The following is a 23,847-nucleotide window of genomic DNA, read 5'->3' on the forward strand; positions in this document are numbered from 1 at the left end:
GACTATCATGACAGCGTCCCGCGTTACGTGGTGGCGCTGTTTGTGTGAAAGGACGGATGCATGGCTTCCGCGGCCGAACAGTTGGCTGCCAACTTTAATGTGGGCTCCTTTGCCAAGGCAACCGAACTCAAAAAGCGGATTTGGTTCACTCTTGGTGCGCTGATCATTTACCGTCTTGGTACTTACATCCCGGTTCCGGGGGTGGATGCCACGGTTATGGGGCAGTTGCTGGCCCAGCATCAGGGTGGCATTCTGGGCATGTTTAACATGTTCACCGGTGGTGCGCTTGGGCGTATGACCGTCTTTGCCCTGAATATCATGCCTTACATCTCTGCCTCGATTATCGTGCAGCTGATGTCTACGGCTGTTCCTTCTCTGGAAGCCTTGAAAAAAGAGGGTGAACAGGGGCGGAAAAAGCTTAATCAGTACACCCGCTATCTCACTGTGTTTATTGCTTTGTTTCAGGCTTACGGCATTGCTGTCGGTCTTGAAAACATGCACAGCGCGGCTGGATCTGCGGTTGTTAATCCCGGTGCGTTCTTTCTGGTTTCCTGCGTGATCACCCTGGTGGGTGGCACCATGTTCCTGATGTGGCTGGGTGAACAGATTACCTCCCGCGGTGTTGGGAACGGGATCTCACTGATTATCTTTGCCGGTATTGTGGCAAACCTGCCGCATGCGATGGCAAGCTTGTTCCAGCTTGGCTATACGGGCGCGCTTTCACCCTTTTTTGTGTTGGTGTTTCTTGTTCTGGCTGCGGTGACCATCACGTTCATCGTCTTCATGGAGCAGGCACAGCGACGCGTTGTGATCCAGTACCCCAAGCGTCAGATGGGGCAGAGGATGTTTGGGGGGGATACCACCCATATGCCTCTCAAAGTGAATACAGCGGGCGTAATCCCGCCGATTTTCGCATCATCTGTGCTGCTGATCCCTGTAACGATTTCTGGCTTCATGAACGGCAAATCCATGCCGGGATGGCTTTCGTTTCTGGGTGAAGAGCTGGGGCAGGGGCAGCCGCTGTATATGCTGTTCTATGCGGCGATGATCGTGTTCTTCTCGTATTTCTATGCGGCGGTTACGTTCAATCCGGCTGAGACGGCAGATAACCTGCGCAAGCAGGGGGGCTTTATTCCCGGGATTCGTCCCGGTGCTGCGACGGCAACCTACTTTGATAAGATTCTGACGCGCCTGACGACGATTGGCGCTGCCTACATGGTTCTTGTGTGTTTGCTGCCGCAGATTCTGATCAGCCGTTACAACGTGCCGTTCTACTTTGGTGGCACCAGTCTGATCATTATCGTGTCAGTCACGATTGATACCGTGACGCAGGTGCAGTCGCATCTTGTTGCGCACCAGTATCAGGGGCTTATGCGGCGCTCCCGTGGAGGCAAGAAGCAGAGGATTATCAGACGATGAACGTTATTTTTCTGGGACCTCCCGGTGCCGGGAAGGGGACGCAGTCCAAGCGGCTGGAAGAGCAATACGGTCTGGTGCAGATCTCAACGGGGGACATGCTGCGTGCAGAAGTTGCCCGGGGGTCTGACATCGGGAAGCAGGCGAAATCACTCATGGATGCCGGGCGACTGGTGCCGGATGAGCTGATTATTGCCATGCTGCACTCCCGGATTGCGCAGCCTGATTGTGCAAAAGGATTCATCCTGGATGGATTCCCGCGCACGCTCGGGCAGGCGGATGCTCTGGATAAGATGCTATCTGCCGAAAATAAAAAAATAGATGTGGTTTTGTTTCTGGATGTTGATGAAGACATTCTGGCTGACCGAATCTCCGGCCGCTTTACGTGCAGCAAGTGTGGCGCGACGTACAATGAAGTCTCCAAGCCTCCCCAGAAGGAAGGCGAGTGTGATGTGTGCGGAAGCCATGAGTTCAAGCGTCGGGCGGACGACAAGCGTGAAACGGTTGTGGAGCGCCTGAAGGAGTATCGGAATCTTACGGCTCCGATTCTTCCTTTTTACGAAAAAACCGGACGGCTTTATAAAATTAATGGAATGCTTCCGACCGCTCAGGTCACGGCAGACATTGAAGCTGTCATGGCTGGGAAGTGACAGCTCACGAAAAAGTGATCTGTTTTCGTTGACTTGTGCGGGTGGCCGGTATATTTCGCGGCCACTGATTGAAATCATGCATCCATGTGGATGCCAGTAGTGTTCGACCAGCGAGTTGGACCGACAGGAGTGTAAAGCGTGGCACGTATTGCCGGCGTGAATGTCCCGACGAACAAACGGGTTGTTATCGGGCTTCAGTATATTTACGGAATTGGCGCAACCAAAGCGGCTCAGATCTGCGAGAAAGTCGGCATTGCCGATGCAAAGCGCGTGAACGAGCTGAGCGATGACGAAATCGCAAAGCTGCGTGAAGTGATCGACGCCGATTATCGCGTTGAAGGTGATCTGCGTCGTGAAGTCGCAATGAACATCAAGCGTCTGATGGATCTGGGTTGCTATCGCGGTCTTCGTCACCGTCGCGGTCTGCCGGTGCATGGTCAGAGAACCCACACCAATGCCCGTACGCGTAAGGGTAAGGCTGTGGCTATCGCTGGTAAGAAGAAAGCCACGCGTTAATCTGATTTGTTGAGGATCTCCGGACGGCTTTTGCGGGCTTCTGGGCAGGGACTGAGGTAGGAAAACAATGGCGAAAGCCGCTACACCGCGTATTCGTAAAAAAGAGCGCAAGAACATTATTTCTGGCGTGGCACATGTTCTGTCCACGTTTAACAACACCATGATCACCATCTCTGATGCCCAGGGGAATGCAATTTCCTGGTCTTCCGCTGGTGCTCAGGGCTTCAAAGGCTCCCGTAAGTCTACGCCGTATGCGGCGCAGGTTGCTGCTGAAGATGCAGGCCGTAAGGCCCGTGAACACGGCATGGAAACGCTGGAAATCGAAGTCTCCGGTCCTGGGTCAGGGCGTGAGAGCGCTCTGCGTGCTCTGCAGGCAGTCGGTTTTTCCATCACCTCTATCCGTGACATGACCCCGGTGCCGCACAACGGTTGCCGCCCGCGTAAGCGTCGTCGCGTCTAAGCATTGAGGCTGTGCGGCTACCTTACAGTAGCCGCCGTCTTTTCGCTGTTCTGTTAATTTTCTGAGAAATCGCTGCATCAGCAGTGTTTTTTCATATTGAAAGGCCGGTACCTTGGTCCTTCAGAAAAACTGGCAATCTCTGATCAAGCCCGAAAAGCTTGAAGTCGAATCCGGTGTGGAACCGACACGTATTGCGACAGTTGTGGCAGAACCGCTTGAGCGCGGTTTTGGTATGACACTGGGCAACGCCCTGCGTCGTGTGCTGTTGTCTTCCCTGCAGGGGGCAGCTGTTACGGCCGTGCAGATTGACGGCGTCCTGCATGAGTTCTCTTCCGTTGCTGGCGTGCGCGAAGATGTGACGGACATTGTCCTGAACATCAAACAGCTTGCACTGCGTATGCATGGTGAAGGGCCGAAGCGCATGGTGCTGACGGCGACTGGCCCCGGTGAAGTGCGTGCCGGCCAGATCCAGACCGGGCATGACATTGAAGTCATGAATCCTGACCTGGTGCTCTGCACGCTGGATGACGGCGTGAAGCTGGGCATGGAATTCGTGGTGAACATGGGCAAGGGCTATGTCCCTGCTGCTGCAAACCGTCCGGAAGATGCGCCGATCGGTCTTATTCCGATTGATGCCATCTATTCTCCGGTTAAGCGCGTGTCTTACAAAGTGGAGCCGACCCGCGTTGGGCAGGTTACCGACTTTGATAAGCTGCTGCTGACGGTGGAAACCAACGGCGCCATCACGCCGGAAGATGCTGTTGCTCTTGCTGCCCGAATCCTTCAGGATCAGCTGCAGCTGTTCATCAACTTTGACGAGCCGCGTCCGGTTCAGGCTGAAGAGCCGCAGGATGACCTGCCCTTCAACCGTAACCTGCTGCGCAAGGTGGATGAGCTTGAACTGTCTGTTCGTAGCGCAAACTGCCTGAAGAACGACAACATCATCTATATCGGGGACCTGGTCCAGAAGAGCGAGCAGGAAATGCTGCGCACTCCGAACTTCGGGCGTAAGTCTCTGAACGAGATCAAGGAAGTCCTGACCTCCATGGGGCTTTCTCTGGGTATGAATGTGCCGGCCTGGCCGCCGGAAAATATTGAAGATCTGGCAAAGCGGCTTGATGAGCCGTTCTAAGTCCATATCTTACTGACTAGGAACTGAACTATGCGTCACCGGATGGCCGGCAGAAAGCTCGGCGTAACCTCTTCTCACCGCGCGGCAATGTTTCGCAACATGGCCGTTGCTCTCATCAAACACGAGCAGATCACGACCACTCTGCCCAAGGCGAAGGAACTGCGTCCCGTCGTCGAAAAGCTGATCACGCTGGGCAAACGTGGTGATCTGCATGCACGTCGTCAGGCTTATGCCATGCTGCGTGACGAAGTGATCGTGAAGAAACTGTTCTCTGCGATTGCTGAACGCTACAAAGGCCGCACCGGTGGGTATTCCCGCGTGATGCGCGCTGGCATGCGTTATGGCGATGCCGCCGACATGGCTGTGATCGAACTGGTCGACCGCGATGTCAGCGCGAAGGGCCAGGACAGCGGCCCCCGTCCGGAAGTGACGGAATCGCACGATCTGGCAGCCTGAGGCTTTCAGAGTTTGATTTGGGAGGCCGGCTTCTTCATGCCGGTCTCTTCTGCCACTCTGGCAGAGGCGCCCACACACGGTGGGCGTTTTTATCAGCCCGGATGTTGAGTTTTGCTCCGTCCAAGCGGCTGTATGGGTGAGATCTCACGATCTGTCTATTTCGTCTGAAGTCTGACGGATACCCAACCAAAAATCGTTTTTTTCGGTTCTTTGCGAGCACTCCCGCAAGGTCCCGTAAGGTGATGCGCCCAAAGCCCCCGCAATGAGGCGAGGTGTCTTTATTTCGTGCCGTCACCGCATGTCAGGAGAGCATGTAGATGCAGACAGCAACACAGCAGGAAAAACCACACTTAATAGACAGGATGGGCATACCACGTCCCTTACTCTGGGGCTTTGTCGGGCTTTTGCTATTCATGATCGGGGACGGGGTTGAAGCCGGGTATCTGGCACCGTACCTAGAAGGGCAGGGGCAGTCCTCCACACGCGTTGCACTGCTGTTTACCATTTACGGTGTTGCTGTTTCCATTTCATCCTGGCTTTCCGGCCCGCTATCTGACCTGTGGGGCCCAAAGAAGGTCATGTGGGCCGGCCTGTGGATCTGGGGTATTTTTGAAATCCTGTTCCTGCTGCTGGGCCTCCAGCCGAACAACTATCAGATGATGATGGTGGCCTATACGGCCCGTGGTCTGGGCTATCCGCTGTTTGCCTATGGCTTTCTGGTGTGGATTGCTGCGGCAACGCCGGCCCGTCAGCTTGGCTCTGCGGCTGGCTGGTTCTGGTTTGCCTTCTCGGGTGGTCTGCCCACGCTTGGTTCTCTGTTTGCCAGCTTTGCCATTCCGCGCATTGGGGAAATGGGCACGTTCTGGTCTTCTCTGATCCTGGTTATGGCTGGTGGCCTTGTGGCTCTGCTGTTCACACGCGAACCGCGTGGCATGCAGCGCCTTAGCCCGCCGGACGTGACGCTGAAGCAGGCCATGTTTGGCTCTATCAGCATCATCTGGAGAGAGCCGAAGACGCTGGTGGCCGGCATTGTCCGCACCATCAACACGTCCTCTGAATATGCTTTTCTGGTCATCATGCCGGGCGTGTTTACCAAGCTGGTCGGGTTCTCTCTGGAGCAGTGGCTGCAACTGCTGTCCATCGTGTTCCTGAGCAACATCATCTTCAACCTGCTTTCCGGGATGATGGCCGATAAGCTGGGCCCGCGGACGGTTGTGGCTGTTGGTGGCGGTCTTGGTGCGGCGATCTCTGTTCCGCTGTTCTATTATGTGCCGCTGTCCTTCACGCATAACTTCCCCATCGCCGCTGCCATGGGTGTGCTGTATGGGGCGTCTCTGGCGTCCTTCGTGCCGCTGTCTGGCCTGATGCCGCAGGTTTGCCCGCGTGAAAAAGCCGCAGCTCTGTCCATTCTGGGTCTTGGTGCTGGTGCCAGCACATGGGTTGGCCCGGCGATTGTGACCTGGTTTGAAGGCTGGCGCGGTGTTGAAGGCGTGATCTGGATCTTCAGTGGTCTGTATGTCGTCTCTGCGCTGCTGACGCTGATGATCACGGTTTCTCCGGAAGCTCGTGCGCAGATCCGCAAGGATGAACTGAGCGAAGCACAGGCCGACCGTGAAGCTGCGATGCATGCCGTCGGTAACCAGTAAAAACCGGGAGGCAAACGCCTCTTTGGTCTGAAGACGTCTGGTTTGTGAAAAACCGTGCCGCTTCCGGTTTCAGGGTGACCTGAAAGGAAGGGGCACGGTTTTTTGCTGTTTGGTGGTTTCGGTAATGGTGGCAGGAGCGTGCTGTGGTGGGGTAACCCCATCGCGGGCGTTTCTGTTTTTTTGTCAGGGTCTCAGATTACCCAGAAGCTATGGCGAAACGGAATAATCCCCATTTCCGATTGTAGCATTGACAGAGAGTCGTATTTTCTCACTATTACGTTTAGGTATTAAACGCTTTTTCTCAGCGTGGTGATGAAATGAAACGGCTCTTTTCCCGATTAATGGTTTTAGGCGCGTTGACGCTCTCCGTGCTGAGTGGCACGGCGCAGGCCGGCACGCCGGTAAGAATTGGCTACATCCCGGTTTTGGGATCGTCCGCACTGTTTGTGCTGGATGGCGAAGGCTGGGCGAAGGAAGCAGGGCTGGACCTCAACCTGGTGCGCTTTACCTCTGGCCCGCAGGCTATTCAGGCACTGGTGTCCGGCCGGATTGATGCCTATGTGGCCGGTGTTCTGCCGCTGTTGCAGGCACGGGCGCATGGGGCCGACGTGAAAGTGGTGACGGCTGCGTCTGTCGAAGAGCTGGAAGTGGTATCTCGCGGTGCGCTGAGTGCTCTGCTGCCTGAAGGAACAGAAGGCGGTCTTTCTCCTGATGCTCTGAAAGGCATTCTTGATAAATTCAGGCAGGAGCAGTCTCGCCTGCCGCGCATTGCCGCTCAGCCGTCAGGCTCTGTGCCGGATAGCCTGCTGCGGTTCTGGCTGCAGAAGCGCGAGGGGATTAACCCTGTCACATCATCCGTGAACATTATCGGCGTGGATATTGATGCCGCTCAGCAGGCCTTTCTGGCCGGGGCGGTGGATGCTGCTGTGCTGAGAGAACCGGCTCTGACGGTTGTGCGCAGCCGCCTTAAGGATGTCAGAACGCTGGCCAGCGGGCATGACCTGCTGCCGGACCAGCCCGGTTCTGTGCTGGCCATTGTCAAACCGGATGCGCCGGACCGTCAGGCATGGGCCAAAGTGCTGGGCGGCCTGTTTGTGCGGGCGACAACACTGCTGTCTACGCACCCGGATGAGGCTGCGCCGTTTGTGACCAAAGCGCTGGGTGGCGGCATTCTGAGCGAAGACGTTCTGAAAAAAGCCCTGGAAGGCTCGGCCTCCCGTTTTGTGAGTGACCCGACCCGCATTATCGAAGGTGTGCGGCAGGTGCAGGATTTTGAGGTTGAGCAGGGGCTTCTGCGTAAGGCGCAGCCGGTTGAAGAGCTGTTCGATCTGGACCTGTGGCGGCAGCTGAAACCGTGAAGGCTGCTCTTTCCCGACGGCAGCGCGTTGCGCTGTCGGGCCTTGGTCTGGTTGTGTTTTTTGGAGGTTGGGAAGCGGCAGTCCGCACCGGCCTCCTGCCGTCCGGCATGGTACCTGCGCCCAGTTCCCTCTGGCAGGCCTGGCTGGATGAAGTGCATGGCGGATTCTGGCAACAGGCCATTCTGGATAGCCTGAGCCATTATGCGCTGGGGCTGTTGTTCGGGTCCGTGCTGGGCGCGTTGATTGGGCTGCTGTGCGGCATGGTGCCGGTGCTGGATGCGTTTCTGGCTGGCATTGTGCATCTGCTGCGCCCGGTGCCGGGACTGGCATGGGTGCCGTTCGCCATTTTGTGGTTTGGGCTGAACACATCCGGGGCGACCTTTGTCATCGCCATTTCCGTCTTCTGGATCAATTTCTACGCAGCCTATGCGGCGGTGCGCAGTGTGGACCCGGAACTGTATGAACTGGCCTCAGCCTTCGGGCATGGCAGCTTTTTGGGGCGTCTGTTCAAGGTTGTGCTGCCGGCGTCTGCCCCCGGTGTGATGGCCGGGCTCAGAACCGGGCTGGGGCAGGGCTGGATGTCGGTTGTGGCGGCGGAGCTGTTCGGTGTGCCGGGTATTGGCGCACGGATGATGCAGGCCTCCAGCCTTCTGGCGACCGATGTGGTTGTGGTTTATATGCTGACCATGGCTCTTCTCTATGCGGTAACCGATTTTCTGTTCGGGTTTGTGCGTCTGCGTGTGTTGCGGTGGCAGGCATGAGTGATGCGACGCCGCTGGCGCGGCTGGATGATGTCGGGCTCTCGCATGATGGCGGGGAGACCTTTATTCTGCGCCATGTCAGCCTGAATTTGCACAAAGGTGAGTTTGTTGCCCTGTTGGGGCCGTCCGGTGTGGGGAAGTCCACGCTGCTGCGCGTGCTGATGGGGCTGAGCAAGCCGTCCGAAGGCACCGTGACAGGCCCGCAGGACGATGCTGGCGCGGCAGAAGGCCGCTCTGCTGGCAAGCGTCGGGCGCAGGCGCTGGTCTTTCAGGATGCGCGGCTGATGCCCTGGCGCTCGGTGCTGCGGAATGTTGCCTTTGGTCTGGAAGGGTTGGGGCTGAACCGGCAGGAAAAGCGGGAGCGCGCTCTGGACGCTTTGCGGCTGGTAGGGCTGGAAGAAGCCGCGGATCGCTGGCCCAAGCGGCTCTCTGGCGGCCAGCGGCAGCGTGTTGGCGTGGCGCGGGCTTTGACCGTGGACCCGGACCTGCTGCTGATGGACGAGCCCTTTGGGGCTCTGGACCCCATTACACGTAACAGTTTGCAGGATGAGCTGCTGCGGATCTGGCAGCAGACCCACAAGACAGTGCTGTTTGTTACCCATGATATTGAGGAAGCCCTGAAGCTGGCGACCCGTATTGTCGTGCTCTCCGGCTCACCCGCAGGGATTACCGGAGAGCTGACAATTGGGGCTGAGCAGAAGACGCCGGACTCTCCGGCCTTCAGAATGTATGCGGCCCGGCTGCGCGCCATGATTGCGGGAGAACCCGACCCCGGTGGCGCTCCTTACTGGCGTTCTGCTGAAATTTAATTTTTTTCTAAGAAAGTGCCGTCATGACGCATCTCTCTGCGCAAGAGTGCGTTATGAGGAGTCACGAGTAAGGGGAGGGTTTCCTATGAGCGACGAAAAAACAGTTGAGCACAAACTGGAAGACGGCATTGGCCGCGTGCAGGACGGTGCTGAAGACCTTTTCAACAAGGCAAAAGATAAGGCTGATGATCTGACCTCCTGCAACAAGGGCTGTGCCGCACTGGATGCGATGCGGGACTGCGTTGCAGATCAGCCTGTGATTGCAGCCTCATTTGCTGGGCTGCTTGGCTTTATTTTGGGCGCCGTGATTGCCCGCAAATCCTGATTTAAAGCAACCGACGGGTCTGTTGGTTCAAAACATATAAGGACGCACGTACATGCTGAAAATGGCGCTTTTCTTTCTGGTCATCTCCATCATCGCGGGCCTGTTCGGCTTTGGGGGGATTTCCTCCGCGGCTGCCGGAATGGCAAAAATTCTGTTTTTTATTGCGATTGTTCTGTTCGTGGTGTTCTTGGTCATTGCCCTGCTGGCAGGCCGGTCGCTCACCCGATAAACGGTTCAGCCCGCTTTAATAAAAAAGCCCCTGTCCGAAAGGAGAGGGGCTTTTTTTGTGACCTCAGTTTTTGTCTTTCTGAATGAAAGACGGCAGGAACGGATTATCCGTCTGCATGGAGTTCTTGCTGGGTAGTTCGGCCGCATCCCAGCCGCCGCCCAGATTTTCAATCAGTGTCACAGAATCCAGCATCCGGCTCTGCTGGATCTGGAGCGCGGTCTCCGCGTTGGAAAGCGCTGTAACTTCCGACGTGATGACCGTCGTATAAATCTCGGTGCCTGCCATATACTGGTTAAACGCCACATTCACGGCACGGTTGGAGGCTTTGACGGCGATATCCTGCTGGTCAGCCTGCTGAGCCAGTACGCGCAGGTTAGCCAGCTGATCTTCCACGCCTTGCAGGGCGGTCAGCACGGTCTGACGGTAAGTCGCGACGTAATAGTCGTAATTGGCATTGGCTTCATGCACCGCCGCAGTACGGCTGCCACCGGAGAACAGCGTTTCCGTGGCTGAGGCCCCCAGAGCCCAGATACGGTTAGCCACCTGCACCAGCGTACCCACCGGGTCCCCGCTATAGGAATAGGAGGCTGTGAGCTTTACGTCAGGGTAGAAGGCGGCAATGGCAGCGCCAATCTGGGCATTATATTCTTCCATCCGGCGTTCAGCCGCAGCGACGTCCGGACGGCGTTGCAGCAGGTCGGCCGGGACTGTCACCGGAATGGCCGGGATGCTGCGTGGCAGGGCGCCCGGGGCGATGGAGACATCCGCAGGGGCCTTGCCAATCAGAATGGCAATGGCGTGCTCATACTGCGCACGGGCCGCCTGTGTGGCGGTGGACTGGGCGCGGGTCTGCTCCAGCTGGGTCTGCGCCTGCAGCAGCGTGGTCGGGGTGGCTGTCCCGGCGTCATACTGGTTTTTGGTGATCTGGTAGGAGCGTTCATAGAACCTCACGTTCCGCTCCAGCAGGTCATGCAGGCTGTCCTGATAGCGCATGTTGAAATACGCCGTGGCGAGCTGGGCCTGATAGGACAGGCGCGCATTGGCGAGGTCCGCTGCGGTGGCCTGTGTTTCCGTCACCTGTGCCTGAATCTGGCGGCGGATCTTGCCCCACAGATCCAGATCCCATGAGGCCGTTGGCCCCATGCCGTAGGTGTTTTCCGTCGTGTTGGACGGGGTGTAGCCCGTAGAGGATGACCCATCCCCACCGTAATTGATGATGGTGCCGGAGGAGCGTGAACCACGGCCCGAGCTCTGCCGGTTGAAAGACAGGGAGCCGCTGAGCGTTGGGTAGAGCTGCGCGCGCACCGAGTTGATGGTCGCACGGGCGTTCCGGTAGCGGGCGTCATACTCCAGCACGTTCTGGTTGTTCAGCGCGACCTGTGCTTCCAGTTCGTTCAGCGTGGGATCGTTATAAATGGTCCACCATGTGCCCTTGGGCAGCTCCGCCAGAGCGGGTTTGGCATAGTTCCAGCCCGGTGCGGGGCGCAGTTCCTTGAACTGCGGGGAGACAATGGCGGACGGGCGCTTGTAGCTGGGGCCGACCATGCAGCCCGTCAGAATAAGCGGGGCCAGCAGGATACTCAGGCGGCGAGAAGACGGACGGAGAGGGAAATGCTTCATCGGGCGTATCAGGTATCTTGCATGTTGTGAGAGAGGCGGAGGGAGCGGGTGCGCCGCCGGGTAAAGCGCAGGCGTAACCCATCCATAACGAGGTAGATAACGGGTGTCGTATAGAGCGTGAGCGCCTGACTGACGATAAGGCCGCCCACAATCGCAATTCCCAGCGGGCGGCGCAACTCGGCGCCGTAGCCATTGGCGATAATCAGGGGCGCAGCCCCCAGAGCCGCTGCAACAGAAGTCATCATAATGGGCCGAAAACGCAGCAGGCAGGCCGTGCGAATGGCCTCCAGCGAGGACAGGTTCTGGTCTCGCTCGGCTTCAATGGCGAAGTCCACCAGCATGATGGCGTTTTTCTTGACGATGCCGATCAGCAGAATCACGCCAATCATGGCAATCAGTGAAAATTCCTCGCCGGCCAGTTGCAGCGCCAGCAACGCACCCACGCCTGCGGAGGGCAGGGTGGAGAGGATGGTCAGCGGATGCACGTAGCTCTCATACAGCATGCCCAGCGTAATATAGACGGCGGCAAGGGCTGCCAGAATGAGGATAGGTTCGTCATTCACCGTCTGCTGGAACTGCGCGGCATTGCCCGCAAAGCTGCCGTGGATGGTCGGCGGCATGTGCAGGGACACCTGCGCCGCCTGCAGAACCTGCGTGGCCGTCCCCAGAGAGACACCCTTGGCCAGATTGAACGAGATGGTGGTGGCGACGGACTGCCCCTGATGGTTGATGGACAGCGCTGTTTTGGCGGGCACCAGTTTGGAGACCAGCGTAAGCGGCACCATGGTTTCCGACGAGGTGCTGACCGCCGAGCCATTGGACGCGCTCGCGCCACCTGCCAGAGCGTTGGCAATCTGGTTCTTGAAGGACTGGCTGCTCAGGCTGGAAGAGCTGCTGTTGCCAGCGGAATCCAGACCAGAGGAATCCCGCCGGACACGCACGGTATTGGACTTTGTGCCGCCCCCGGCAGACCCGCCGGAGACACTGATCCAGACCTGATTGAGTGAATTGGGACTGGACCAGTGCTGAGGGTCCGCTTCCATCACCACATGATACTGATTGAGCGCGTTATAAATGACGGACGCTGAGCGCTGGCCGAAGGCGTCATACAGCGTATTGGCCAGAAGCTGGGGGGTAATCTCCACACGGGCAGAGGTGTTGCGGTCAATCTGCACATCAATAGCGGCACCGCCCTGCTGCACGTCGGAGGAGAGATCCGTAAATTCCGTGCGGTGTTGCAGGGCCGCCAGCAGCTTGCTGGTCCATGTATAGAGTTCGGAGGCGGACTCCCCTTCCAGTGTATACTGATACGAGGCATTGCTCTGCCGTGCCCCGGCCCGCACCGCGCCGGGCTGCATCAGGAAGAACTGCGCCCCCACCAGATGACTCAGCTTGCGTGTGACGCGGGCAATCAGATCGGTCGGGGTGTCTGAACGGTCGGCCTTGTCCTTGAGTTGCAGGAACAGGTTGGCCTGATTGGAGCCGCGCCCGCCGATAAAGCTGGAGACGCTCTGCACGTCCTTGTCTTTCAGGATGGTCTTCTGAACATCCACCAGCTTTTGCGACAGAGCGGTGAAGGAAATGGACTGGTCACCCTGCAAATGGCCCATCAGCATGCCGGTATCTTCCGTGGGGAAGAAGCCTTTGGGCATGTGGATAAACAGCGCCACAATCAGCGCCAGCGTAACCGGCAGGCTGAGCAGCACCAGTTTGCGGTGGCTGAGGGCCATATCCAGCGTGCGCGTATATCCTGCCTGCAGACTGTTGAGCACCGAGGTAATGGCCGCGGCGATGCGACGCAGAAAGGCCGGTGTGCTGCCGGGCTTGCGCGGCGTGAGCAACTGCGCGGCCATCATGGGGGTGAGGGTGAGGGACAGCACCATGGACACCAGAATGGTGATGGAGACCGTCATCGCAAATTCATGGAACAACCGCCCGGCCAGTCCGCCCAGCAGCAGAATGGGCAGGAACACCGCAATGAGCGAAATGGAGATGGAGAGCACCGTAAAGGCGACTTCACCCGTCCCGCGGATGGCGGCATCCCGCGCGGAATAGCCCTGCTCGATATAGCGGGCGATATTTTCCATCACCACAATGGCGTCATCCACCACAAAGCCGGTGGAGACGGTCAGCGCCATGAGGGACATATTGTCCAGCGAATAGCCGAGGGTGGCCATCACGCCGAAGGTCGCAACAATGGAGGTCGGCACCACGACGGCGGGGATGAGCGTCATGCGGCCGGAATGCAGGAAGGCCAGCACCACCAGCACCACCAATATTACGGAGATGATGAGGGTGTATTGCGTATCCGCCAGCGAGGCGCGAATGGTCAGCGAGCGGTCCAGCCCCACATGCAGATCGACCCCGCCGGGGAGGGCCGCCTGCAGGAGCGGCATTTTGGCGTTGATCTGGTCCACCGTTTTGATGGTGTTCGCCCCGGCCTGCGGGAAGACAACGGCAATGACGGAGCGGGACCCGTTGTAATAGCCAGCGTTGCGGAGGTCTTCCACGCTGTCCTGCACATAGGCCACGTCCGCCAGGCGCACCGGGCGGTTGTTCCGCCAGGCAATAATCAGATCGCGGTAATCCTGTGCGCTGCGGGCCTGATCGTTCGTATCCAGCGTAAAGCGCAGGCCGTTCTGGTCCACAATGCCTTTGGGCGTGTTGGCGTTGGCGGAGGCCAGCGCTGCCCGGACGTCTTCAAAGCTGATGCCGTATTTGTAGAGCGGGTGCGGGTTGATTTCCACGCGCACAGCCGGAAGCGCACTCCCGCTGATTTCCACTTCCCCCACGCCCTCAATCTGAGAAAGCTGCTGCTCCAGCACGTTAGTGGCGTAATCATACAGCTGCGGCTGGGTGTGGGTGTCTGACGTGAGCGCCAGAATCAGGATGGGCGCGCCGTTAGGGTTGGCTTTTGAATAGGACGGGTTTTGCCGCAGGGTTGAGGGCAGATCCGCATGGGCGGCCTGAAGAGCAGCCTCCACATCCCGCGCAGCCCCGTTGATGTCCCGCGAGAGCGCGAATTGCAGGGTGATGCGCGTTGTGTTCTGGGAGGACTGGGACGTCATTTCCGTGAGGTCCGCAATCTGGCCCAGATGCCGCTCCAGTGGTGCGGCGACCGCACTGGCGATTTCTTCAGGCGAGCCGCCAGCCTGACGGGCCTGCACCTGAATAACCGGGAAATCGACGTTCGGCAGGTCCGCAACCGGAAGGCTTCTGTACCCCAGCACCCCGGCAAGCAGAAGCGCTACGGTCAGCAGAATGGTGGCAACAGGCCGGTCAATGAAGATCCGGCTGAAGTTCACGAGTTAACCTGTCCGGCTGGAGGAGGCTGGGTGGGAGGCAGGTCATGGCGGTGGCGCCATGTATTCCAGCGGTGTGCCCATGTATCCAGCGTCAGATAGATCACCGGTGTGGTGAATAGCGTGAGCAGCTGGGAGAGTGCCAGACCACCAATAATGGTCAGCCCCAGCGGGTAACGCAGTTCAGACCCCGTGCCATTGGAAATGACCATCGGCACAGCGCCCAGCATGGCCGCCAGCGTCGTCATCAGAATGGGACGGAAACGCAGGGTGGCAGCCTGACGGATGGACTGGAGAGAGTCCATGCCGTGCTCGCGCTCGGCGTCCAGCGCGAAGTCGATCATCATGATGGCGTTTTTCTTCACGATGCCAATCAGCAGCACGATGCCGATAATGCCCATCACATCCAGATCGACCCCGGCCACAATCAGCGTCAGCAAGGCACCAATGGCGGCGGAGGGCAGGGTGGAGAGAATGGTGATGGGGTGAATGAAGCTCTCGTAGAGAATGCCCAGCACGATATAGACCGCGATCAGCGCTGCTGCGACGAGGAACAGCTCGTTGCTCAGAGAGCCTTCAAACGCGGCGGCTGTGCCCTGGAAGGACGTCTGGAAGGACGACGGCAGTTTGATCTCTTCTTCCACCTTGCGGATGGCCGCCGTGGCATCCCCCAGCGCGTAGCCGGGTGCGAGGTTGAAGGAGACGGTCGTGGCCGGGAACTGCCCGAAATGCGTAATCAGCAACGGGGCCTTGCCTTTTGTCACCGTGGTGACAGCGGCCAGAGGCACCAGTCCGGAGGTGGGGGAACGGGTAGGGCCGGAGGCGCTTTCTCCCGAGTTCCCGCTAATTCCGGGCAGGTAAATCTGGTTGAGCGAGGCGAGGTTGGTCTGGAAGGCCGGGTCTGCTTCCAGAATCACGCGGTACTGGTTGGACTGCGTATAGATGGTGGAAATCTGCCGCTGGCCGAAGGAGTCATACAGCACGTTATCAATGGTCTGCGGCGTGATGGAGTAGCGGGCCCCGGTGGTGCGATCCAGCGTGACATGGGCCACCAGCCCTTCGGCCTGAAGGTCAGACGTGACATCGGCCAGAGCCGGTTCCTGCCGCAGCCGGTCCAGCAGTTTGGGGATCCATGTGTTGAAGGTTGCGGAATCCGGGTTTTCCAGCAGGAACTGATACTGCGTAGCGGTGACGGTTGTATCCAGCGAGAGATCCTGAATGGGCTGCATATACAGCTTGATCCCGGCGACCTGCGACGTTTCCTCTTCCAGACGGCGTGCAATGGTCGAGGCACTGTCTGAGCGGTCATCATGCGGGCGCAGGTTGATAAGGAAGCGTCCCTGATTAAGCGTGGCGTTCTGCCCGTCCACCCCCACAAAGGAGGAGAGGGAGACCACATCGGGGTCTTTCAGCAGCACACGCGCCAGTTCCTGCTGGTGCTCCTTCATGCTCTCGAACGAGATAGCCTGAGAGGCAACGGAAATACCCTGAATGACGCCGGTATCCTGCGCGGGGAAGAACCCCTTGGGGATGATGAACGCCAGAACGCCGGTCAGCACCAGTGTGCCAACTGCCACAAACAGGGTCAGAACTCTGTGGGCCAGAACCACATCCAGAGCGCGGTCATAGCCGGCAATCAGCTTTTCCGTTGCCACTTCCATGCGGGCGGACCAGCGCTGGAAGGCGGTGGTGGCGTGGGCTTCATCATGCGGGCGCTCGCTGAGGATGCGGGCGCACATCATGGGTACCAGCGTCAGCGAGACCACGGCGGACAGGACGATGGTGATGGACAGCGTCAGCGCAAATTCATGGAACAGGCGACCAACCACATCGCCCATGAACAGCAGCGGGATCAGCACCGCAATCAGTGAGATGGTCAGCGAGATAATGGTGAAGCCGATTTCCCCGGCACCTTTGATGGCGGCGGTCATCCGGTCTTCGCCCGCTTCCACGTAGCGCGAGATGTTCTCAATCATCACGATGGCATCATCCACCACAAAGCCGGTGGCGATGGTCAGAGCCATGAGCGAGAGGTTATCCAGCGAGAAGCCGAGCAGATACATGATGGCCAGCGTGCCGATAATGGAAAGCGGCACGGACAGGCTGGGGATGATGGTGGCCGGAATGTTGCGCAGGAAGACGAAGATCACGCCAACAACCAGCACCAGTGCCAGAAACAGCTCGAACTCCACGTCCGAGACGGAAGCGCGGATGGTGGTGGTGCGGTCTGTCAGCGGGACAATATCAATGCCCGGCGGCAGCGCCTTGCGCAGGACGGGCAGGGCGGACTGAATATTGTCCACCACGGAAATGACGTTGGCCCCCGGCTGGCGCTGCACATTCATGATCAGCGCCGGGGTCAGGTTGGACCATGCGGCAAGCTGGGTGTTTTCCGCACCGATGACGACGGTCGCCACATCCCGGATCCGGACGGGCCCGCTGTTCTGATAGGCGATGACCTGATTGAGCAGCATATCGACATTGGTAATCTGGCCATCAACCCGCAGCGTTGCTGCACGGGTTGCACCGTCAAACGTGCCGGTCGGGGAGTTGACGTTGACGTTGCCAATGGTGGTGCGCAGCGTGTCCAGATCAATCCCGTAAGATGTCAGTTTGGGGATGTTGACGCGGACGCGAATGGCCTTGCGGTTGCCGCCAGAGAGCGTGACCAGCCCGACGCCGGAAATCTGACTGATTTTCTGGGCCAGACGGGTATCAACATAGTCTTCCACTTCCGGCAGCGGGATGGTGGAGGACGTGATGCCCAGTGTCAGCACGGGCGTGTCTGCCGGGTTGACCTTGGCGTAGACCGGCGGGGCCGGAAGGTCGGTCGGCAGGAGGGAATTGGCCTGATTGATGGCCGCCTGCACTTCCTGCTCCGCCACATCCATGGACATGGTGAGGTTGAAGCGCAGGGTAATGACGGACGCGCCCCCGGAGGAGCGGGAAGTCATCTGGTCCAGCCCCGGCATCTCGCCAAACTGGGTTTCCAGCGGGGCGGTGACAGAGGTCGCCATCACATCCGGCCCGGCGCCGGGGTAGAACGTCTCAACCGTAATAGTGGGGTAATCCACCTGCGGCAGCGCCGAGACCGGGAGGAAGTGGTAGCCCAGAAGCCCGCTCATCAGAATGGCGAGCATCAGGAGCGTCGTGGCGACGGGCCTGCGGATAAAGAGGCTGGAGGGGTTCACTGGGCAGGCGTACCGGCAGGTGTGGTGGTGGGAGACGTATCGGCTGCCGTCCTGGGATCAGGAATAGTGACCTTGCTGCCAGCGCGCAGGTGGTCCACGCCGTCCGTCACCACGCGGTCCCCGGCCTGCAGGCCGGTTTTCACGACCGTGTTCGTGCCGTCGGAAATCCCGATGTTGACCTGACGCACTTCTACCGTGCTGTCTGCCTTGACCACATACACAAACTGGCCGGAGGGGCCCGTCTGCAGGGATGTGGAAGGCACCAGAATGACGTTCTCCAGATCCTTCACCAGCAGGCGTGCGTTGACGAACTGGTTGGGGAACAGATGCTCATCGGTATTGGGGTAGATGGCGCGCAGGCGGACCGTGCCAGTGGCCGTATCAATCTGGCTGTCCAGTGTGCTGACGGTGCCGTCGGCAATCTTGGTGCTGTTTGAGCTGTCCCATGCTTCCACCTTCAGGGAGCCCTTGGCGCGGAGCTGTTCCGCAACCTGCGGGAGCTGGTCCTGCGGCAGGGTGAAGATGACGGAGATGGGTTGCATCTGGGTCAGCACAGCCAGACCGCCGGACTGACCAGCACTGAGGTAGTTGCCCTTATCCACCGCGCGGATACCGATACGGCCATCCACCGGGGCGGTGATGTGACAGTAGATCAGCTGAAGTTTCTGGTTATCCACCAGAGCCTGATCAGACTTGACGGTGCCTTCATACTGCTGGACCAGAAATTCCTGATCCCGCGCAGTTTTGGCGTCGATACTGTCCTGCTTGATCAGGCGCTGATACCGGGCGTTATCCACGCGGGCCTGCGCCAGTTGGGCTTTGTCGCGCTCAAGCTGGCCTTCATACTGAGCAAGCTGCACTTCATAGGGGCGCGGGTCGATAACGGCCAGCAGATCGCCTGCATGCACATGCTGCCCTTCCGTGAAGAGCACCTGCATCAGGTAGCCTTCCACGCGGGTCTGCACCGTTACGTTGGTGACAGGCACAACCGTCCCAAGTTCCGTCAGGACCACCGGCATGGTGCCGGTTTTGACGACCTGCACAGCAACGGGCTGGGCCGTGCTGCTATCGACGGCGGCATGGCGGCTGGAATGCTTGCCTGTTGTAGTTGTGTGGTGCGGGCGCAGGAAGGCAAACGCCAGCACGCAGACGCCAGCAACGGCTACGCCGCTCCAGAGGAGACGCTTTTTCCGGCTTGATGTGCGGGGAGGAGGCGTGGGTGAATCGGATCGTGTGTCCGTGGTATGATCATCCATAGGGCGCGCGGCTCGTTTCACCTGACAGCTAGAGTGGACAGCAGAGGCTGCAATGCAGCCCTGCGGGAAACCAAAGGGCACAGTAGCAGCTTTTCCCAACCGTTCAATTTCAATCCTGACAAGAAACTGACGGATGGGAGGCGGCTTCTGTTGTAACAAAAACAAGATTCGAGTTTACACGGACTGAAAGTGCCATCCAAGATTTATTACGGAAAGAGAACACTATCAAAGAGCGTTTAAAATAAGGTTTAAGATCGGAAGGCGGGGTCAGGATTTGTTGCCGCTCATGCTGGCTCCGGCCTGTGGGGAAAGACACGCCGCAGCCGGCACGGCCAGCATGGAGATGGTGCCCGTCACCAGAAAGGCGATTGAGAAATCATGCAGGGTGGGTGTGGCGTGCTGGCGGAGGATGTGCGTGAGCGTGAGCGTTCCTGCTGCCGTGCAGATGCCCACCGAGAGCATGAGCTGTTGCAGGGTGGAATAGAGGCTGGTGGCCGCACTCATGCGCTGCCGGGAAATATCCGCATAGGCGATGGTGTTATAGGCCGAAAACTGCGTGGCCTGCGCCATGCCGGCTACGAACAGAATCAGCGATAGCGTCCAGAGCGGCTGGCCTTTGTGGAAGCCTGCAATCAGAGCGAACAGAATGGCAGCGGAAAACCCGTTGGCCATCAGTACGCGCCTGAAGCCCCAGCGGGCCAGTGTGGCGGGCACAAAAGGCCGCATGGCAATGGCCCCGAGGGGCGCAATAAAGGTGATAGCCCCGCTCTGTGCCGCATTCAGGCCCGCGCCAATTTGCAGGAACGTGGGGAACAGGAACGGGAGTGAGCCGACAGCGACGCGGGACGCCGCGCCACCCACCACGGAAATGGCGAAGGTCGGCACGCGAAACAGGCTGAAATCCAGTAACGGGGCCTCCGTACGGCCCGCATGCAGGCTATAAAGCCCCATCAGGCTGCTACCGCCTGCCAGCATGCTCACAACCAGCATGCCGCCGCCTTCACCATGGCTGAAGAGTTCCGCTGCGATTGAGAGAATGGCAAGTCCGCCACCCGCCAGAACCATGCCGCGCAGGTCAAACGGTGGCGGGTTGGGCGCGCGGACATTGGGGATGAAGCGGCGCGTCAGCAGCAGCCCCACAAGGCCAACCGGGATGTTGAGATAGAAATTCCAGCGCCAGGACAGGTAGGTGGTGATGAAGCCGCCCACCACAGGCCCCATCAGCGGGCCGAGGGTGGCGGGAAGCATCATCCACGTCATGGTGCGCACCAGATCTTCCCGCGCTGTGCCGCGGAGCACCACCAGACGCCCCACGGGGACCATCAGTGCGCCACCAATGCCCTGCAAAGTACGCATACAAGCCAGAAAAATCAGGCTGGTAGAGGATGCGCACAGCACCGAGCACGCAACGAACATGATGATGGCGCCGGTCAGCACCGTGCGGCTGCCCAGCCTGTCGGCCAGCGCGCCGGAAGCGGGGATAAATATGGCCAGACCTATGATGTAGGACGTCAGCGCCACGGAGGTGGACACCGTATCAACATGCAGGCTGTGGGCGATGGAAGGGAGTGCTGTGGCCAGAATGGTGCCGTCCAGCTGCTCCATGAAGAACATGGAAGCGACGATAAGGGCGATCAGATGAGGGCGGCTTATAGACGGCATGCTAGCCAGAGACGTGTTTTTGCGGTCTGATGCAACAGAAGACCGTGCTCAAACGCTATTTTATGGCGACCGGCATTCTGAATACGGAACGGTCTAAAAAAGGAGAAAGTTTATGGCTGACGATAAGCTCAAAAACATCGGCACGAAACTCGAAGGCGCAGCTGATGAAGCCAAAGGCCGCGTGAAAGACGCAGCCGGTGGTCTGACGGGTGATCTGGGTCTGCAGGCCGAAGGCAAGTACGATCAGTTCTCCGGCATGGCACAGCAGGAATTTGCTGACCTGTATGAAGAAGGCGAGGGTGTGGTGGAAAAAGCCGTGACCTTCGTGCGGGATAAACCCTTGCTTTCACTGGGTATTGTGTCCTTCGTGGGCGTGCTGCTCGGCTGGCTGGTGTTCCCGCGTTCCAGGCGTTCCTGACAAAACATTTTCACCGGGACTCTTGCGCGTTCCGGTGAAAAGTGATTCTCCTCTTTCCACGGAGTCGGAATTGGTGCGACTCGGTTATTTTAACCGAGTCCTGCCAAACGAGTGGAAAGAGGGACCATGCCGGATTTTACACGGGAGCAGCAACACGGCGGACGCGTCGCCGGTGTTGATGAAGTCGGGCGTGGCCCGCTGGCTGGTCCCGTGGTGGCTGCCGCTGTGGTGTTTGGCGCTGGTGTGCCGGATGACCTTGCAGCCGTTATTGATGATTCCAAAAAACTGAAGCCTGCTGTGCGTGAGGCCATTGCGGCCCGCCTGCCTGATGTCCCCGGCATTGAAATTGGCCTGGGCGCCGCGTCTGCTACCGAAATTGATACGCTCAACATCCATCACGCTGCCCATCTGGCCATGCAGCGCGCCGTCGCGCGTCTGCCCCGTCTGCCGGACCATGTGCTGGTGGATGGAAACAAGCTGCCGTCTTTCGGGTGCAGTGCGGAAGCGATTGTTGGGGGCGACAGGCTCAGCCTTTCCATTGCAGCAGCATCCATCGTGGCCAAAGTGGTGCGGGACCGCATCATGGCCCGTCTTGACGTGCGCTGGCCCGCTTATGGCTGGGAACGCAATGCCGGATACGGCACCGTGGTCCACCGCGAGGCTCTGAGCAGCGTGGGGGTGACCCCGCATCATCGTAAAACATTCGGCACTGTGCGCCGGCAAATTGAACATCTTGCTATGGAGGGCCGGGCATGAGCGGCGCAAAATCAGTCACTATGGAACTTCCTCTTGATCAGATTCTGCGTGGCGAATGCGTGGAAACCATGCGCAGCCTGCCGTCTGGTTCTGTGGACTGCGTGTTTGCTGACCCGCCGTATAACCTCCAGCTGCGCGGTGAGCTGCGTCGCCCGGATGATTCCCTCGTGGATGGCGTGGATGATGACTGGGACAAGTTTTCCGATCTGGCTGAGTATGACCGCTTTACCCGCGCATGGCTGACGGAAGCGCGCCGCGTTCTGCACAAGGACGGCACCATCTGGGTGATTGGCTCCTACCACAACATTTTCCGCATTGGCGCGATCCTGCAGGATCTGGGGTTCTGGATTCTGAATGACATCGTGTGGCGCAAGTCCAACCCGATGCCGAACTTTCGTGGTCGTCGCTTTACTAATGCGCACGAGACGATGATCTGGGCTGCCCGCAGCGAAGACAGCCGGTATCGCTTCAACTATCAGGCCATGAAGGCCCTGAATGATGATGTGCAGATGCGCTCCGACTGGTATCTGCCGCTGTGCACAGGCAATGAGCGCCTGCGCAACGAACATGGCCTGAAGCTGCACCCGACGCAGAAGCCGGAAAGCCTGCTGCATCGCGTTCTGCTGGCCTCAACGTCTGTTGATGATGTGGTGCTGGACCCCTTCACCGGCACGGGTACCACGCCAGCTATGGCGAAGCGTCTCCGCCGTCGGTTTATCGGTATTGAGCGTCACCCTGATTATGTGGAAGCTGCTCTGGGCCGTGTGGCGCGGGAAGAACCGCTGTCTGACGATGCCGTGATGACCACGCAGGACAAGCGCGAAGCGCCGCGTGTGCCGTTTGGCAGTCTGGTTGAGCAGGGCCTTCTGTCTGCCGGTGTCGTTCTGGCTGACAAGAAGCAGCGCGTGCAGGCCACGGTTTCGCCCGATGGCACACTGGTGAGCGGCGACAAGCGCGGCTCCATTCACAAGATGGGCGCAATGCTGACCAATGCGCCGTCCTGCAACGGCTGGACCTTCTGGCACTTTGAGCGTGATGGCGTCTGGCTGCCGCTGGATGTGCTGCGGCAGGAAAGTCTGGTGCAGTCTGGCCGTGGGGCCAGCAACGTGATTTCTGTCTGAACCGGAAACGGGGCAGGGGCCGGTCAGGCTTCGCCCCGTTTGCGTCAGGTCGATGGTATAAAAAAAGCCGCCTCTTATGGGCGGCTTTTTTCGTGGCTAGACCTGATTCGTTTAGCTGCCGCCAAACCCGAGGAAGCCGATATCGGGGCGGGCAGCGCCACCGGATTTATCATAACGGCTGCTGGTCGCGGCTTCAGCATTATGTCGGCCAGCCGTGCCGCCAATGGTCAGATGGCCTGCGCCATTTTGGGTATCCATGCCGCGGGTTTGCGACGCGATATCGGTGCGCGGGCGGTCATCATTGCCGCGCATGGACAGTAGCAGGAAGATGATGGGGTTCCGGTTGAGGTCAATCGCCATATCCAGCGGCGTCTGACCCAGCATGTTGCGATGGTTCAGATCCGCACCACGGTTCACGGATTCCTTGGCAGAAAGCAGGCTGCCGCGATTGATGGCATCAAACAGTGCGGCGGTGGGTTCCATATCCGCATTGGTGCGGTCACCCTCCTCGTCATCATTGCCTTCGGCACCGGGGATGGAGGCCGGAGGGGCGGCGCGCTTCATGGCCTTGGCGGCTTCCGCTTTCTGGGCAGCTTCTTCAGCAGCCGCCTGCGCTTCAGCCTCGCGGGCGGATTGAGCCCAGACGGGCGTAGCACAGGCAAAAAGAAGACTGCCACCAACCATGAGAGCAGCCGGAGTAAAGCGGAAGAAACGGGTCATGATCTGTCCATAGGTGGAACCTGACTTCATTATTTATCACACC

At 59.0% G+C, this 23,847-nt stretch carries 21 protein-coding genes; 15 read left to right on the forward strand and 6 right to left on the reverse strand.

The features are described 5' to 3' along the window. The first annotated feature begins 60 nt into the window (after positions 1-60). The 12 genes from secY to ACHQGU_RS05755 all read left to right on the forward strand — a co-directional run bounded on the left by secY (position 61) and on the right by ACHQGU_RS05755 (position 9,758). Positions 61-1,419 carry a preprotein translocase subunit SecY gene (gene secY, locus ACHQGU_RS05700; protein ID WP_061509094.1) on the forward strand — a complete coding sequence of 453 codons (1,359 nt, stop codon included), beginning with the start codon at positions 61-63 and terminating at the stop codon, positions 1,417-1,419. Beyond that, a complete protein-coding gene (locus ACHQGU_RS05705; protein WP_062141825.1) occupies positions 1,416-2,066 on the forward strand; it encodes an adenylate kinase in 651 nt (216 codons plus the stop codon). The genes secY and ACHQGU_RS05705 overlap by 4 nt, the downstream gene beginning before the upstream one ends. Positions 2,067-2,204: 138 nt before the next feature. Then, on the forward strand, positions 2,205-2,582 hold the full coding sequence (rpsM, locus tag ACHQGU_RS05710) for a 30S ribosomal protein S13 (protein WP_062141824.1): 378 nt from the start codon (positions 2,205-2,207) through the stop codon (positions 2,580-2,582). Positions 2,583-2,649: 67 nt separating this feature from the next. Then, positions 2,650-3,042 (forward strand): 30S ribosomal protein S11, encoded by a 393-nt coding sequence (rpsK, locus tag ACHQGU_RS05715; protein WP_006557780.1) that lies wholly within the window; start codon positions 2,650-2,652, stop codon positions 3,040-3,042. Between the two features lie 112 nt (positions 3,043-3,154). Then, positions 3,155-4,174: a DNA-directed RNA polymerase subunit alpha gene (locus tag ACHQGU_RS05720; protein WP_043552272.1), complete on the forward strand. Its 1,020-nt coding sequence runs from the start codon at positions 3,155-3,157 to the stop codon at positions 4,172-4,174. Between the two features lie 30 nt (positions 4,175-4,204). Further along, positions 4,205-4,630: a 50S ribosomal protein L17 gene (gene rplQ / locus ACHQGU_RS05725; protein ID WP_043552274.1), complete on the forward strand. Its 426-nt coding sequence runs from the start codon at positions 4,205-4,207 to the stop codon at positions 4,628-4,630. A 317-nt stretch (positions 4,631-4,947) separates the two neighbouring features. Next, entirely contained in the window at positions 4,948-6,276 is a 1,329-nt protein-coding gene (locus ACHQGU_RS05730; protein ID WP_395496123.1) for an MFS transporter, read from the forward strand. A 317-nt stretch (positions 6,277-6,593) separates the two neighbouring features. Next, complete coding sequence (locus tag ACHQGU_RS05735) at positions 6,594-7,634, forward strand: ABC transporter substrate-binding protein (protein ID WP_395496124.1); 1,041 nt, start codon at positions 6,594-6,596, stop codon at positions 7,632-7,634. Between the two features lie 107 nt (positions 7,635-7,741). Next, the gene (locus ACHQGU_RS05740; RefSeq protein ID WP_233420016.1) at positions 7,742-8,395 is read left to right on the forward strand and encodes an ABC transporter permease; all 654 of its coding nucleotides are present in this window, start codon (positions 7,742-7,744) and stop codon (positions 8,393-8,395) included. Then, complete coding sequence (locus ACHQGU_RS05745) at positions 8,392-9,204, forward strand: ABC transporter ATP-binding protein (protein ID WP_395496126.1); 813 nt, start codon at positions 8,392-8,394, stop codon at positions 9,202-9,204. Before ACHQGU_RS05740 ends, ACHQGU_RS05745 begins: the two co-directional genes overlap by 4 nt. An 85-nt stretch (positions 9,205-9,289) precedes the next feature. Then, on the forward strand, positions 9,290-9,529 hold the full coding sequence (locus ACHQGU_RS05750) for a hypothetical protein (RefSeq protein WP_062249789.1): 240 nt from the start codon (positions 9,290-9,292) through the stop codon (positions 9,527-9,529). A gap of 52 nt (positions 9,530-9,581) precedes the next feature. Beyond that, the gene (locus ACHQGU_RS05755; protein ID WP_043552281.1) at positions 9,582-9,758 is read left to right on the forward strand and encodes a DUF1328 domain-containing protein; all 177 of its coding nucleotides are present in this window, start codon (positions 9,582-9,584) and stop codon (positions 9,756-9,758) included. 63 nt (positions 9,759-9,821) lie between these two features. Here the strand turns inward: ACHQGU_RS05755 and ACHQGU_RS05760 are convergent, their stop codons facing one another. The 5 genes from ACHQGU_RS05760 to ACHQGU_RS05780 form a co-directional block, all read right to left on the reverse strand. Beyond that, on the reverse strand, positions 9,822-11,378 hold the full coding sequence (locus ACHQGU_RS05760; protein ID WP_062141820.1) for an efflux transporter outer membrane subunit: 1,557 nt from the start codon (positions 11,376-11,378) through the stop codon (positions 9,822-9,824). 8 nt (positions 11,379-11,386) lie between these two features. After that, on the reverse strand, positions 11,387-14,683 hold the full coding sequence (locus tag ACHQGU_RS05765) for an efflux RND transporter permease subunit (RefSeq protein ID WP_395496129.1): 3,297 nt from the start codon (positions 14,681-14,683) through the stop codon (positions 11,387-11,389). Next, entirely contained in the window at positions 14,680-17,871 is a 3,192-nt protein-coding gene (locus ACHQGU_RS05770; RefSeq protein ID WP_062272562.1) for an efflux RND transporter permease subunit, read from the reverse strand. Before ACHQGU_RS05770 ends, ACHQGU_RS05765 begins: the two co-directional genes overlap by 4 nt. Continuing rightward, positions 17,868-19,127 carry an MdtA/MuxA family multidrug efflux RND transporter periplasmic adaptor subunit gene (locus tag ACHQGU_RS05775; protein ID WP_062272844.1) on the reverse strand — a complete coding sequence of 420 codons (1,260 nt, stop codon included), beginning with the start codon at positions 19,125-19,127 and terminating at the stop codon, positions 17,868-17,870. Before ACHQGU_RS05775 ends, ACHQGU_RS05770 begins: the two co-directional genes overlap by 4 nt. A 267-nt stretch (positions 19,128-19,394) precedes the next feature. Beyond that, positions 19,395-20,789, reverse strand: coding sequence for an MFS transporter (locus tag ACHQGU_RS05780; protein WP_395496130.1), 1,395 nt, complete (start codon positions 20,787-20,789; stop codon positions 19,395-19,397). 112 nt (positions 20,790-20,901) lie between these two features. Between ACHQGU_RS05780 and ACHQGU_RS05785 the strand changes: the two genes are divergently transcribed. The 3 genes from ACHQGU_RS05785 (at position 20,902) to ACHQGU_RS05795 (ending at position 23,084) form a co-directional block, all read left to right on the forward strand. After that, on the forward strand, positions 20,902-21,207 hold the full coding sequence (locus tag ACHQGU_RS05785) for a CsbD family protein (protein ID WP_395496131.1): 306 nt from the start codon (positions 20,902-20,904) through the stop codon (positions 21,205-21,207). 126 nt (positions 21,208-21,333) lie between these two features. Next, positions 21,334-21,963, forward strand: coding sequence for a ribonuclease HII (locus tag ACHQGU_RS05790; RefSeq protein WP_062249779.1), 630 nt, complete (start codon positions 21,334-21,336; stop codon positions 21,961-21,963). Next, positions 21,960-23,084, forward strand: a complete 1,125-nt coding sequence (locus tag ACHQGU_RS05795; RefSeq protein ID WP_062141814.1) for a site-specific DNA-methyltransferase — start codon at positions 21,960-21,962, stop codon at positions 23,082-23,084. Before ACHQGU_RS05790 ends, ACHQGU_RS05795 begins: the two co-directional genes overlap by 4 nt. A gap of 111 nt (positions 23,085-23,195) precedes the next feature. Here ACHQGU_RS05795 and ACHQGU_RS05800 read toward each other — a convergent pair whose 3' ends face one another. Continuing rightward, a complete protein-coding gene (locus tag ACHQGU_RS05800; protein ID WP_395496132.1) occupies positions 23,196-23,804 on the reverse strand; it encodes an ankyrin repeat domain-containing protein in 609 nt (202 codons plus the stop codon). Positions 23,805-23,847 lie beyond the last annotated feature (43 nt).

It is taken from the genome of Acetobacter sp. KSO5 (assembly GCF_044094635.1).
Taxonomy (GTDB): domain Bacteria; phylum Pseudomonadota; class Alphaproteobacteria; order Acetobacterales; family Acetobacteraceae; genus Acetobacter; species Acetobacter cerevisiae.